Raw genomic sequence first — 14,280 nt, 5'->3', positions numbered from 1 at the left:
AATTAAAAAATAATAGATGAGCGACTGAAAACAATACATTTCAGCGACTTCAATAAAAATTTAAAAAAATATTTATGCTACCGGTGGACGGAATAAAGAAAGTGAATTTGGATCTGAATGTAGATTAGACCTGTAAGTTGGGATTTTTAATTGCGGTAATTCTAGATTAAAAGGAACAGGAAGTAAATCTTTGTCATCTAAAATAAAAACAAAGTGAAATGAACTGCTGCTAATCGTTTTGAAAGGCAGTTGCATATCGCGGTCTGCATCATTATCCTTTATATCTTCTCCCCAATAATGCATTGACAAGAAATCGACAAAACTTAAATCCATAATTTTTTTGTGCTCTTGATAATGCTCAATCAATATTGGCAACTTATAAAACTGCTGTACAAAACTGCTGTTTGAAGCTATTAAAAAAATGAATATGTAGACAATTTGTTTTCGCACAAGGCAAATTTAGCTTAAATAATATATTTTTCACTATAAAAAATAGTTTGAATATATCTTTTAACAATTTAGTTTTATTGGGATAACCCTTCCAAATGTTGGAAAACAGGAATTAGAGCTTTTCCTTTCTCAGTCAAATAATATTCAATGTGCAGAGGTTTTAGTTTAATTGTAGTTTTTTCCAAAAGCCCTTCTTCTTCCAGCTCTTTTAAGGCTGTAGCTAACGATTGTTTGTTTGAGCCTTGAATCTGACGAAGTAAGTTGTTAAAACGCAGAGGAGATTCTACAGCGAGACGAAAAATTTCAGCCTTCCATTTTCCAGATAACATTTTTAACAATCTTTGAGCGGGGCAAGTTTCTTTTTCTTCCATAATTTTTATGAGTAGTCAAAAAAATCTGACTTATTGTTTTGGAAAGTTTTTTAAATAAAATTTGTTGTAATTCTAAAGTAAAAATAGAAAATGAAAACAAAGAAACCAAGCGAAATGAGCATTGAAGAGCTTTTAAAAATGCAGAAAACGATTCAATCTACAATTAAAATCTTGATCTTAGTTGCTATAATATTATTCATTCTTATTTTATTGCTATTTCTAAAAAAGGGATTTCTCATTTTAATATTATTCCCTTTCGTGATGGCGTTCCTTATGATTAGCCATTCTAATTCTCTTGAAGAAATTGAACAAGAAATTACTTCGAGAGATCTTGAGTAAAAACCTTATGAAGAAGCATGTTATTGTTTAAATTTAATTTTTCTTAACTGAAAGTCTACTAAAAAAATTTAATTTTGGGACCACAATATAAGCCCCAAAATTATGATTATACAAAAAAGACCCCTTTATTTTTTCTCTTTATTTTTACTTCTTTTTTTCTCGCAAGTTAACTTTGCTCAAGAGCAAAAGCCTATCAAAAAAGAAAGTCGCGGAAGATTATTTAACGACACGACAGCTACAGACAGCGATTACTTAATGGCAATTGAAAAAGCTGGAGAAGTATTAGAATCTGCTTACAATGATATTGATTTTGCGGGCGATACCCGTCATCTTTTTGGCGATATGAAACGTACTGAAAGCAAGTTAGATTTAATTTTAGCGAGTTTAAAAGGAGCTAATCCCAATGTGCGAAACCAGCAGATGTACCGCATTGTACTTCAAGAAATTCAGCAGGAATTGGAAGAACAAAATAACGCCATCAATGACCGAAATCAAAATCTTGAAAACATCAAGAAACGTGTAATTGATCTTCGCAAAGACAAAACGTTAATTACTTTATTAAAAGACACGATTCGTCGCAAACAATTCCAGAAAGAATTTGGAAATCTTAGAAAAAGATATGTTGCTACTGATAGTTTGATGACTAAAAACCAGACTACTTTAAACAACAAAAAAAGACTAACCGTACAGCGAAAAATTTCGGTTTCTAATGCTTTGGCAACTGTTGAAAGCAAACTGGAAAAATCTGGAATAAGTATTTTCAAGAAAGAATATCCTTCTTTATGGCAAATTAATGACACTGCAGCTAAAAAAAGGGTAACTCACAATATTAAAGCAAAAATTATAATTGAAGAAAATGTTGCGGCTTATTATCTAAGCTATAAAGCAGGCGGACTTATCACTTTGTGTTTCTTTATGGGACTTTTGTTTTGGTACATTTCCCGAAATATCAAATACCTTAAAACAAATGGTTATGCCGAAAACCTTTTGCTTTTAAATTTCAAATACTTAAATCGCGGTGCATTGCTTCCGGTTTTGGTTATAGCTTTAAATATTGCTGTCGTTACCAATTTGTATGCTCCTGCCCTGTTTCTAGAATTGATTCAACTTTTCTTGCTTGGGGTTTTAATATTTCTTTTCAAAAATCAGTGGTCTGGCGTTGCTATGAGAAACTGGCTTTTCCTTTTAGGATTATTTTTTGCGCTTTGTTTTTTAGATTTGTTTATCACGATTGGATTATTGCAGCGTTTTGCTTTTGTAGCTATAAATATTCTAGGAATCCGTTACGGTTTAGTTCAAATCAAAACACTTAAAGAAGAACTTTATATAAAAGGCTTTTTCAAATGGGCAAGCATCATTTTTATTGGCCTAAATGTTCTGTCAATTCTTTATAATTTATTCGGAAGAGTTTCTCTTTCTAATATGTTAAGTCTTACAGCTTTTATATCGCTTACTCAAATTGTTGCTTTAAGTGTGCTTTTGAAGATTATTTTAGAAATAATTTTACTTCAAATTTATACCACTAGAGTAAAAAGAGGAATTGAAAAAATGTTTGATTACGAAAGTTTATCAGATACTTTGAAAAGACCTTTTATCATTGTGATTAGTTATATGTGGCTGATTGTGATTGCTTCCAATTTGAATATTTGGGAGTCGCTTCGTGCTTCTTTAACTAAACTGTTAAGTCACCCAAACACTATTGGAAGCATTACATTTACACTGGGTAATATCGTTTTATTCTTTGTTATTATCTGGGCTGCGCACTTACTTCAAAAATATGTTGCGTATTTCTTTGGTGAAATTGATGATGAAAACGAAGAAAACATCAACAAAAGACAGCATTCAAAATTACTTATTACACGTTTAGTAGTCCTTATAAGTGGTTATCTCCTCGCTGTTGCGGCTTCTGGAATGCCTTTAGATAAACTGAGTATTCTTTTAGGAGCTTTAGGTGTCGGTGTTGGACTTGGGCTTCAAAACATTGTCAATAATTTTGTATCGGGAATTATCTTGATTTTTGACAAACCTATTCAGGTTGGAGATGTTGTTGAAATTAGTTCAGAATCTGGCCGTATCAAATCGATGGGATTGCGAACAACTAAAATAAATGCTCCAAACGGTGCCGAAATCATTATTCCAAATGGTAATTTATTATCTCAAAATATTACCAATTGGACATATACCGACAATTTTAAATTGGTTGAAATTACTTTTGAAATTAACGGAGAAACGATTCCCGAAGAAATTAATACGATAGTAAATGACACACTTTCCAACCTTCCGCTAGTAAACAATTCAAAACCATCACAAATATACTACAGCTCAATTTCTGATGGAAAATATAAACTTTTAATCAAGTTCTGGTGTAGTATTTACAGAACTGAAGAAACGATAAGTTCCGCAAGACAAGAGCTTTACGTAAGCTTCAAAAATAAAGGCTTGACATTCTCAAGTTAAAACGCAAAGAAAGGCAGTAATTAATTACTGCCTTTTTTATTGCGCAAAACTTTTCTTTTTTCAATTAAAATATTGAAATTATTTTCTTACTTTTAAGATAAAGTGTTAAATAATAGTATTTTAGCAAAAACACGTATAAACCCTTGTACCCATAATTTAGTTATAAAGTAATTTAGCACTTAAGTAAAACACGATCAAAAAACTAATACTAACTTATTAAATCTTAAAAAAATTATGGAAGGAACAGTTGGAGAAATTCGGCATTTTGCCGCAAATTTTGTACCCAGATCTTGGGCATCATGCAACGGGCAAATTTTACCCATACAAAGATATACTGCACTATTTTCTTTAATTGGCACTGTTTATGGTGGAAATGGCTCTACAACATTTGGTTTACCTGACTTTGGAGGACGAGTAGCTATTGGCTTTGGAAACGGAAATGGTCTAAGTCCATATGCACTTGGAGAAATGGCAGGAACAAATGGGGTTACCTTAACACTCTCAAATCTGCCAATACATAATCACACCGCCGCTGCAACTATTAAGATTCCCGCTTACTCTGACACAGGTGATTCTGGTACTCCAGATGGTAATGTTTTAGCGGCTAAAGCCTCCATGTACTCTACACTTCCAGGTGATACGACTTTGAAAACAGCTAGTTTTACTGTAACCACAGGCCTTACAGGTCAAAATCAACCACTGTCTATTATGCAACCTTCTATAGGGATGAATTACATTATATGTTTAGACGGTACATTTCCGGCTCGTAATTAATCTTCAAAAGACAAACAATTTATAACCTAAAAAAAAGTATATAATGGAAGGATATTTAGGAGAGATCCGCTTATTTGGAGGGAATTTTGCTCCAAGAGGTTGGGCTTTTTGCAATGGAGCAACAATAGACATTGCTAACAACGACGCACTTTATGCTTTACTTGGCACTACATATGGCGGTGATGGTGAAAATACATTTAAACTACCTGATCTTCAAGGCAGAGTTCCAGTAGGTACAGGTCAAGGTACAGGATTACCCAATATAGTACTTGGCCAAATTGGCGGTACAGAAAATGTTACGATGACTATTAATCAAATGCCAGCACATACACATATTGCTACAGGTTCATTGGCTATTCCTGCTGATAACGCAAATGGAGAGTTAGCTTCCCCTACTGGCAATATATTAGCGGGACTACCACAGGCTTACTCAACACAAGGTTTTGACACAGATCTAAAAGTTGAAAATGCAACAGTGGCACTTCAAAACGCGGGAAGTTCTATTCCTTTCAGCATAATTCAACCATACCTTGCTACCAATTATATTATTTGTGTACAAGGTATTTTTCCAAGTAGAAACTAACTAAAAAAAGGAACCATGGAAGGAACAATATCCGAAATTCGTTTATTTGCACCAAACTTTGCGCCAAAAACTTGGGCATTTTGTTATGGTCAAATCCTTAACATAAGTACAAACCAGGCTTTATTCAGCCTATTAGGAACAACATTTGGAGGCAATGGCATTAACACTTTTTGCTTGCCTGATTTTAGAGGAAGAATTCCTGCTGGAACTGGAACTACTCCTGCAAATATTACACCATTTCAATTAGGTACTGTAATGGGGAGTAATTCTGTAACGGCTCTCTTATCTAATCTACCTGCTCATAATCATGGTGCAAGCGGATCTTTTGCAATGCCATCCTACTCAGATACAGGAGACAGTTCATCAGCAACAAATAATACTCTCGCGATCCTACAAGGTTTGTATTCAAATAAAGCAGCCAATGCGGCTTTAAAACCTGTTGTTCCTACAGTAACAGTAAATTTGACGGGCAACAATCAACCTATTTCAGTTCAACAACCTTATTTGGGAATGAATTATATAATATGCCTTCAGGGAGTGTTTCCCTCAAGAAACTAACCGTTTATTATACCCATTAGATATTCTAATGGGTAATTTTTATTTTAAAAATAATCTTTATGAAAATAGCTTTACTCTTGCCTAGATCTGTTATTTATCCTTCTATGTCATTTGATATAATGGATGGTTTTAAATATTCATTAAAAAAAATGGGACAAGATGATAAACATGAAATCGTAACAGCTAGTATAGGTGTTGGCGCAAATAATAAAGACATTTATTCTTGCAGTGAACAACTGCTGTTAAATGGTGTAGATATTATTATTGCTTACATCAATCCTGAAGCAGCCCAATACGTACAGCCACTTTTTGAAAGTTCTGGGAAATTGCTTATTGTATTGGACAGTGGCTATCATTTTCAAAATTCTGAAAAAAAACTATCCAATGTTTATTTTATCTCATTACAGGGTAGTTTATGTTCACGTGCAATAGTAAATAAAGCTATTGAAGATGGACAAAATAATTTTGCTATAACCTGTTCTTTCTACGATGCAGGTTATCGTCCTTCCTATTCTTTTGCTACTGCAATTGAAGACAAGGGGGCGAAAATTACGTACAATCATGTGACTGCTCTTCAAAGATCTGACTTTAATTTGGGACCATTAGAAGAGTTTCTTGAAAATAATAATAACACAACTATTTTAGCATCATTTTGTGGCGATATGGCGGAAGATTTTTTTAGAGAATCTGCTAAATTAAAAAATCTTGCATCAAGCAAAACTTATGGAAGCGGTTTTACTGCTGAAGAAATCTGGCTGTCTAAAATTCCTTATCCTCAATATGATTGGAGTTGTGCTGTACCGTGGTCAACGAATATAATCTCTAAAGAGAATGACGTTTTTAATACGACCTTAAATGGCATTAAAATGCACAAGGCCAATGTATTTTCTCTTTTAGGCTGGGAAGCTGCCTTATTTATAGTTAACTCAAATGACCTATCGTTAGATAATATCGTTATTGATTCTCCTAGAGGAAGAGTTTATATGAATCCTGATACTGGATTCTCTGAAGCCCCAATATATTACGCAACAGTAGCTAAAAATGAAGAAACAGAAAATTGCATATTGACGAATATAAAAGAAGTTGCTAATCTGGAAGAAGAACGCCATCGTCTCTATCATCATATTCTGGCGCTTCAAAACACTACTACCAATTCATGGTTTAACTCTTATGCTTGTTTAGATTCATGAGTCCAATACGAGACATAGTAGTATTATGTAACAACCGAATGGCATTTCCAGCTATACAGACATTACATAGCTTCGGTAGGTTACATACAATAGCCGTTCCTATCGAAAATGAAGAAGTAAAAGCTTTCTGTTCTGCTTTTGCCGCAAACACGGGCATCAATTTAATTTGGTTTGAAAAAGCAAAACTAATACCTCAAATAAAAGAAATTTTAAAAATAAATCACTTAAAATATATTTTTACAATGACTTTTTCTTGGAAAGTTCCAGATGAAATTATTGATCAGAACCCAAATTTGTTTTATAATTTCCATTACGGACTTTTACCAGAAATGCGTGGCGCCGACCCTATTTTTGAATCAATTAGAAGCCAGAAAAATGAAACTGGAATTTCTGTACATGCCATTGAGAAAGAAATAGATAATGGCAAAATTATTTTAAAGAAAACACTTCCACTTCATGCTGATTTAACTCATGGCATGCTTTGCACGCATTTATCTTATCTGGCTTCTTATCTATTGCCTGAACTTTTTACAAGGCTTAATTTAAATGATAAAGGAGATTCACAAGATGAAACGTTAGCTAAATATTATAAAAAACCAAACATAACTGACGTATCCATACAATGGGAAAAACAAGATTCTAAATCGATACAGGCTTTGGTAAATGCTTGTAATCCTTGGAATAAGGGGGCTTATACTCAATGGAATGGTTTAAATATTCGCTTTTTGGAAGTTTCACAAACACAAGAAACTTCAGACAATACCAAAGCGCCAGGTACTGTATTAGAAATAAATGAAAATAAAGGTCTAATTATACAATGCTATAATAATACACAATTACGTATAAATACTATTTATACCGATGAAGGTTTTATGAGTGGGCATAAATTGCTCGCTTTTGGTCTTAAAAACGGTGAGCAATTTGCCTCTATAATTTAACTAGCTTATTATGAAACATTTTTACTCTAAAATTAAAAAAATCTTAAATATTGCCTTATTTTTAGGGATATTTACACAGAGTTACTTAGGTAATTCTCAGACTACTTTGAGTGCGGGAGATATTGCCTTTTCAGGATATGATGCTAATCCTACTCCACCTACTTCTAGTGACTCATTTTCCTTTGTTTTACTTAAGGATATTTCCGCAACTACAACAATTAGTTTTACAGATAGAGGATATACTGGATCGGGCTGGTTAGCCATTCCCAATACCAGTACAACAGAAGGTACTATCACATGGACATGCTCAAGTGCACTCGCTGCTGGAACAGAAGTCACTATCACTGGATTAAGCGCTTCTGCGTACGATACATCCACTTCTACTTCAAATACTAATGGAACCGTAGCATACAATAGTGCGGAAAGCAATATTACTTTTGGATTATCATTATCAGCTGGTGGCGATCAAATTATTGCCTTTCAAGGAGGCGGAGGTTCAATCACTGGTGGAGGAGTAACTTTAATTTCTGGAATTTCCTATTCCTTTTGTAATGGAAACACAACTGAAGCTGGGTGGGAAGCTCCTCCCCCTACTTGCCCATCGGGGCCAAATTCTTCCACTATTCCTCCTGGACTCGTGAATGGAACTAGTGCCTTTTATGTTGGAACTGTATCTAGTACTACTATAGCAACATCAGCTAAATTTAATGGTACTGGAGCTCCATTTCTTAATGCTGCTGCAGCCAGAACGGCACTAATGACTCAAGCAAACTGGATAAAAGCAATAACCGCACAAACACTGCCAACAGGATATACTTATATTGCTACTACACCAATTATAAACAGTCACCCTAGTAACAAAACAATATGTCCTGGCGCAAACACTTCGTTCTCAATTACGGCTCTTAATGCTACAAGTTACCAATGGCAAGTTAACACAGGAAGCGGGTTTACAAATATCTCAAATACAGCACCTTATTCCGGTGTTACTACTAATACGCTTTCAATTACAGGAGCAACTTCAGCTATGAATGGTTATCAGTATCGCTGTGTGGCAACAGGTTCGGGATCTGTAAATTCTAATGTAGCGACATTAACAGTGCCAACTGCAATTTCACCTTCGATTGCAACTAACACTCCTAGTGCTTATGGAGCAAACAATGGTACCGCAACAGTTACAGCATCGGGAGGTACCCCACCATATACTTATGAATGGGCACCTTCTGGTATTTTGTCAGCTACAGCATCTGGACTCGCTCCAGGAAATTACGTAGTAACTATTAAAGACAGCACTCCAAACGGATCTGGAGGATGCTCTGTAATGTATCCCGTTACAATAGCAGAATCTCCTGGGGCTACTACTAGTGTAGCTTCTCTAAGCGGATTTACAACTTGTGCTGGTACAGCCTCGCCTCCACAAAGTTTTGTTTTAACCGCTGGCCAATTAACGTCAAATTTAGATTTATCACCTCCGACAGGATATGAGATATCTACAACAGTTGGTGGAACTTATATTACTAATTTATCATTAACACCTTCTTCAGGTAATATAAACAGAACCATATATGTGCGTCTAGCAGCAACTGCTACAGGAACACCTTCTGGAAATTTAGTTATTTCTTCTACAGGAATACCAACAAAAAATGTAGCACTATCAGGAACGGTAAATCCACTTCCTGCCATCACATCAGAGCCTTCTTCAAGTACAATTTGTATAGGTGCCAATACTACTTTTAGTATAACTGCATCTAATGCCACTGGATACAAATGGCAAGTAGATCAAGGAGGAGGATTTAATGATGTCCCAAATAGTGCTCCTTATTCTGGTGTCACTAGTTCTACTCTTACGATAACTGGAGCAACAGCTGCAATGAATGGATATTTATATAGAGGTATAGCAACTGGAATAGGAACTTGTATTTCTGCTATTTCTAATAATGCTTTGTTGACAATAAATTCTGCTCCAGCAATAACAGCGCACCCATCATCAACATCTGTTTGCTTGGGAGGTAATGCAGCTTTTTCTGTTACCGCATCTAATGCAACAGGGTACCAATGGTATGTAGATAAAGGGACAGGATTCAACGCCATATCAAACAATGCTCAATTTTCTGGTGTCACTACTTCTACTCTTACAATAACTGGAGCAACTGCCGAACTAGGTGGCTATGCATATAGAGTAGTAGTGACAGGAGGATGTTCTCCTACCGCAACTTCATTTAATGTAAACTTAACAATAAATTCTGCGCCTTCTATAACAGCACAGCCTTCTGCAAGCTCTGTATGTCAAGGAGCTAATACTACTTTTACTGCTAATGCTTCTAATGCTACAGGATATCAATGGCAAGTAGACAAAGGTGATGGTGCAGGATTTGTCGATATAACAAACGGTGCCCCTTATTCTGGAGCAACTAACGCAACTCTTACAATAACTGGAGCAACAGTGGCAATGAACGGGTATTCATATAGAGTTGTTGCATCTGGAACCTGTACTCCACCAGCTACTTCAAATAGTGCAAGTCTTACTGTAAATTCAGCTCCTGCTATTACATCAAATCCTTCATCAGTATCGATTTGCTCTGGCGGCAATACAACTTTTTCAGTAACTGCATCAAATGCAACAGCATACAAGTGGCAAGTAGATAATGGTCAAGGCGGAGGATTTGTCGATGTTGCAAATTCCCTTCCTTACTCAGGTATAACTACTTCTACCTTGACTATAACTGGAGCGCCTGCTACATTTAACGGATATAAATATAGAGCTATCGCAAGCGGTACATGTACTCCGGCTGCTACTTCAAGTAATGCAACTCTAACTGTTAATCATATTAGTATAATCATGTCTAAAGCTGATGTAGCTTGTTTTGGCGATACTACTGGCCAAGCAACGGCGACTCCAAGTGGAGGAACTGGCAACTATACATACTCTTGGTCTAATGGAGCAGATACTGCTACTATCACAGGATTGGTCGCAGGAACTTATACAGTAACTGTAACGGATGAAAATTTATGTTCAAATACTGCAAATGTAACAGTAGGACAACCTTTAGCTCCTCTTACGCTTACGAAAGGCACTGTATCAAATACTTCTTGTTATGGTGGAGCTAATGGAACTGCGCAGGTAATTGCTTCTGGTGGTACACCAAATTATACTTACTCTTGGAATACTAATCCTATCCAAACAACTCCCACTGCAAGTGGGCTTTCTGCTGGAACTTATACTGTAACTGTAAAAGATGCGAACCAATGTGTAAAAACATTAAATGTTACCATATCTGAACCATCTGCGCTTATCATAACTCCTAGCCAAAACGATGTTTCTTGCAATGGAGGATCAAATGGTTCTGCTACGATATCTGTCACAGGTGGTACTGGTGCTTATACTTACAATTGGAGTACTGGATCCCATAACACAACAATAAATGGTCTTATGGCTGGTAATTATACTGTAACTGTAATAGATGAGAATAATTGCCAAGATTCGCATACTTTTGAAATTACACAACCGCCTGTTTTAACCGCCACACAATCTCAAACAGATGTTTTATGCAACGGCGGGGCAACGGGAACAGCAACTGTAACTCCTTCTGGAGGAGCTGGGAACTATACCTACGTATGGTCGCCATCTGGAGGAAGTGCCGCTACAGCTACAGGACTTCCTGCTGATACGTACAACTGTAAAATTACAGATAAAAATGGATGTTCTATTACGAAAACTTTCATTATAGGCGAGCCTTCAGTATTAGATGCTACCATATCTCCAACAAATGCAACTTGTTCAACAGGTGGAGAAGCTGAGGTAATACCTTCTGGAGGTGTTGGCAATTTCACATATTTATGGACTCCAGGAAATGCTACAACAAGAGTGATTACTAATTTGTCCCCAGGCAATTATAGCTGTAAAATCACAGATGGAAATGGTTGTTCTATTACAAGAAATGTTACTATCAATACAACTAATACTCTAGTCGCTAATACTGACCAAACTGATGTACTTTGTAGTGGTGGAAACACTGGGTCTGCTTCAGTTTTTCCTTCAGGAGCTGCTGGACCGTTTACCTACGAGTGGACTCCAAACGTAGGAAGTACTGATACAGTAAATAATCTTACTGCTGGAAATTATTCTGTAAAAATTATTGCTAGCAATGGATGTTCCATTATAAAAAACTTTACAATCAATGAACCATCAGCTATTGTAATAACACCAGGCGCCAAGACAAATGTTACATGCAATGGAGGAAACAATGGTTCTGCAAGTGTTTCTGTAGTTGGAGGAACTGGCGGATATACGTATTCATGGGATACAACACCTGCTCAATCAACAGCTACTGCAACTGGCCTTAAAGCAGGAACTTACACTGTAACTGTAACAGATGCTAACTCATGCTCTAAAACACAAAGTATTACCATAACAGAACCTGATGCACTTATAGCAACAACATCTCAAACTGATGTTTCATGCAATGGAGGTTCTAACGGAACTGCAACTGTAAATGTTACAGGAGGAACAGGACTTTATACCTATTCTTGGTCACCTTCTGGCGGAACTGCCGCAACTGCTTCTGGTTTAGCAGCTGGAACATATACAGTTACTGTCAAAGATGCCAACCTATGCCAGACTACGGCAAGCTTAACTATTACAGAACCATCTGCTCTTACCGCAACAATAGCCAAAACAGATGTTTTATGTAATCAGGCAAGCAACGGAACTGCAACAGTAACTCCTTCTGGAGGAACTGGAACTTATACGTACTCTTGGTCACCATCTGGAGGAACTGCAGCAACAGCAACTGGATTAAGTCCAAACACTTATACTGTAACTGTAACCGATGAAAACGGATGCTCTGTAACAGAGTCTGTACAAATTACAGAACCGACAGTACTTTCAGCAACAGACACACATACCAATGTGTCTTGCAACGGAGGCAATAATGGTACAGCATCTGTAGTTGTAACCGGAGGAACTGGAGCTTATACTTACTCTTGGTCTCCGTCTGGAGGAAATGCAGCAACAGCGACAGGCCTTACAGCAGGAATATATAGCGTAACGGTTACAGATGAAAATTCATGTTCTACAACAAATACCATTACCATTACAGAACCAGACCCTTTAACCTTAACTGCAACTCCTGTAGCTGTATCTTGTCATAACGGAAATAACGGATCGGCTACAGTAAGTGTAACAGGCGGAACGGGGGCTTACTCCTACTCTTGGTCTCCATCAGGTGGAAATGCAGCAACTGCAACTGGTCTTGTAGCTGGAACTTACACTGTAACTGTTACAGATGCTAATTCATGCTCAGCTTCTGCAACTGTTGAGGTAATTCAACCTGCTAATCCAGTTAATTTAAACACTGCAGTTATATCTGGAATAACCACAACAGGTGCATCTTTATCTGGAACTGCATCTTCTGATGGAATAAACACTGATAGCGGATCTTGTTTAACAGAAGTAGGTTTTGTATATGCTCAACATACCAATCCAACTACAGCCGATACTAAAATTAATGTTACTTCAACTTTAGGAACATTTACAAATTCTTTATCTAGTTTAAGAGGGAATAGAACGTACTACGTTAGAGCGTATGCAATAAATAGCAATGGTTTTGTCAATTATGGAAATGAAGTAAGTTTTACAACACAAAAATATACTCTTACTATAACAGCAACAGGACATACAAAAGTTTATGGCACAGCAGATCCTGTATTCAACTATACAGCATTAGGTTTTGCTAACGGAGACACAAGTTCAATACTTTCAGGTTTTCTTTCGAGAGATGCAGGCGAAAATGTTGGAAAATATAACATTAAACTAGGAACAATTAATGCTGGTGCAGATTACGTAATTGCATTTACTGGAGCAGAATTTGAAATTACTAAAGCAAACCAAACCATTACTTGGAATCAGACTTTAGAATTCGGTTGCGCAGATTCAAACAACGTAACTTTAACTGCTACAACAGACAGCAGTTTACCAGTTTCTTATGCCATTGCAAATGCAACGTTGGGAACAATTTCTGGATCAACTTTAAATATTACAGGATCAGGAAATTCTACCATTACAGCAACGCAAAATGGTGATCAGAATCATAATGCCGCTACAGCCGTTGTGAAACCAATAGAAATAAGCCAATCTGGACTTGTTATACAGCAATGGGCAAATGTTCTATTCTTTGATAATAGATCAAATAATTATGTGGCTTGGCAATGGTACAAAAACGGAGCAGCCATTTCTGGCGCAACTCGTCAATATTATAGCGAAGTACTACCTTTAAACGGTACTTATCACGTAATTGCAAAAGACAAAAACGGAAATTCAATCAAATCATGTCCAATTGAAAGTACTGGAACGGTTTTCAGCAAAAAAATCAAAATCTATCCAAACCCAGTTAGACCAGGAAGTGAATTTACTTTAGAATGTGATTTTAGCGAATCTCAACTAAGCGGATCTGAGGTAGTTATTTATGACATCGCAGGAAAATTAGTGCAGACTATTTCAAATGTAAAAGCCAAAAATCAAATTACCGCTCCTTCGCAGACAGCCTTATACATTGTTGTTCTTAAACTGGCTGATGGTCAGCTAAAGACAATCAACTTATTGGTTAAATAAAAATGAGATT

10 protein-coding genes are annotated in these 14,280 nt (G+C 36.3%); 8 read left to right on the top strand and 2 right to left on the bottom strand.

What is annotated here, in order from left to right:
• Positions 1-72: 72 nt before the first annotated feature.
• Both DMB71_RS06820 and DMB71_RS06815 read right to left on the bottom strand, forming a co-directional pair.
• Positions 73-333: a hypothetical protein gene (locus DMB71_RS06820; protein WP_239452943.1), complete on the bottom strand. Its 261-nt coding sequence runs from the start codon at positions 331-333 to the stop codon at positions 73-75.
• A gap of 191 nt (positions 334-524) precedes the next feature.
• Positions 525-821, bottom strand: a complete 297-nt coding sequence (locus tag DMB71_RS06815) for a winged helix-turn-helix transcriptional regulator (protein ID WP_111364775.1) — start codon at positions 819-821, stop codon at positions 525-527.
• Positions 822-911: 90 nt separating this feature from the next.
• On the opposite strand from DMB71_RS06815, the gene DMB71_RS06810 reads away from it, so the two are divergent.
• The 8 genes from DMB71_RS06810 (at position 912) to DMB71_RS06775 (ending at position 14,270) form a co-directional block, all read left to right on the top strand.
• The gene (locus DMB71_RS06810) at positions 912-1,160 is read left to right on the top strand and encodes a hypothetical protein (protein WP_111364774.1); all 249 of its coding nucleotides are present in this window, start codon (positions 912-914) and stop codon (positions 1,158-1,160) included.
• Positions 1,161-1,262: 102 nt separating this feature from the next.
• Positions 1,263-3,617 carry a mechanosensitive ion channel family protein gene (locus DMB71_RS06805; RefSeq protein ID WP_111364772.1) on the top strand — a complete coding sequence of 785 codons (2,355 nt, stop codon included), beginning with the start codon at positions 1,263-1,265 and terminating at the stop codon, positions 3,615-3,617.
• A gap of 234 nt (positions 3,618-3,851) precedes the next feature.
• Positions 3,852-4,391, top strand: a complete 540-nt coding sequence (locus DMB71_RS06800) for a phage tail protein (protein ID WP_111364771.1) — start codon at positions 3,852-3,854, stop codon at positions 4,389-4,391.
• 43 nt (positions 4,392-4,434) lie between these two features.
• A complete protein-coding gene (locus DMB71_RS06795) occupies positions 4,435-4,974 on the top strand; it encodes a phage tail protein (RefSeq protein WP_204251769.1) in 540 nt (179 codons plus the stop codon).
• A gap of 15 nt (positions 4,975-4,989) precedes the next feature.
• Positions 4,990-5,532 carry a phage tail protein gene (locus tag DMB71_RS06790; protein ID WP_111364768.1) on the top strand — a complete coding sequence of 181 codons (543 nt, stop codon included), beginning with the start codon at positions 4,990-4,992 and terminating at the stop codon, positions 5,530-5,532.
• A 59-nt stretch (positions 5,533-5,591) separates the two neighbouring features.
• A complete protein-coding gene (locus DMB71_RS06785; protein ID WP_162614793.1) occupies positions 5,592-6,722 on the top strand; it encodes a type 1 periplasmic-binding domain-containing protein in 1,131 nt (376 codons plus the stop codon).
• Positions 6,719-7,660, top strand: coding sequence for a formyltransferase family protein (locus DMB71_RS06780; protein WP_111364765.1), 942 nt, complete (start codon positions 6,719-6,721; stop codon positions 7,658-7,660). Before DMB71_RS06785 ends, DMB71_RS06780 begins: the two co-directional genes overlap by 4 nt.
• A gap of 10 nt (positions 7,661-7,670) precedes the next feature.
• The gene (locus DMB71_RS06775) at positions 7,671-14,270 is read left to right on the top strand and encodes an MBG domain-containing protein (RefSeq protein WP_111364763.1); all 6,600 of its coding nucleotides are present in this window, start codon (positions 7,671-7,673) and stop codon (positions 14,268-14,270) included.
• The last annotated feature ends 10 nt before the right edge of the window (positions 14,271-14,280 follow it).

The organism is Flavobacterium tistrianum (assembly GCF_003254545.1).
GTDB lineage: Bacteria > Bacteroidota > Bacteroidia > Flavobacteriales > Flavobacteriaceae > Flavobacterium > Flavobacterium tistrianum.
The sequence above is the reverse complement of the archived record's forward strand: the minus strand, read 5'-3'. Positions and strand labels throughout refer to the sequence as shown.

What these genes read in the sequence shown, in the direction of transcription:
- DMB71_RS06785 (WP_162614793.1), top strand. Translation starts at nt 5,592, where the DNA reads ATGAAAATAGCTTTACTCTTGCCTAGATCTGTTATTTATCCTTCTATG.
- DMB71_RS06795 (WP_204251769.1), top strand. Translation starts at nt 4,435, where the DNA reads ATGGAAGGATATTTAGGAGAGATCCGCTTATTTGGAGGGAATTTTGCT.
- DMB71_RS06805 (WP_111364772.1), top strand. Translation starts at nt 1,263, where the DNA reads ATGATTATACAAAAAAGACCCCTTTATTTTTTCTCTTTATTTTTACTT.
- DMB71_RS06810 (WP_111364774.1), top strand. Translation starts at nt 912, where the DNA reads ATGAAAACAAAGAAACCAAGCGAAATGAGCATTGAAGAGCTTTTAAAA.
- DMB71_RS06780 (WP_111364765.1), top strand. Translation starts at nt 6,719, where the DNA reads ATGAGTCCAATACGAGACATAGTAGTATTATGTAACAACCGAATGGCA.
- DMB71_RS06820 (WP_239452943.1), bottom strand. Translation starts at nt 333, where the DNA reads ATGGATTTAAGTTTTGTCGATTTCTTGTCAATGCATTATTGGGGAGAA.
- DMB71_RS06790 (WP_111364768.1), top strand. Translation starts at nt 4,990, where the DNA reads ATGGAAGGAACAATATCCGAAATTCGTTTATTTGCACCAAACTTTGCG.
- DMB71_RS06815 (WP_111364775.1), bottom strand. Translation starts at nt 821, where the DNA reads ATGGAAGAAAAAGAAACTTGCCCCGCTCAAAGATTGTTAAAAATGTTA.
- DMB71_RS06800 (WP_111364771.1), top strand. Translation starts at nt 3,852, where the DNA reads ATGGAAGGAACAGTTGGAGAAATTCGGCATTTTGCCGCAAATTTTGTA.
- DMB71_RS06775 (WP_111364763.1), top strand. Translation starts at nt 7,671, where the DNA reads ATGAAACATTTTTACTCTAAAATTAAAAAAATCTTAAATATTGCCTTA.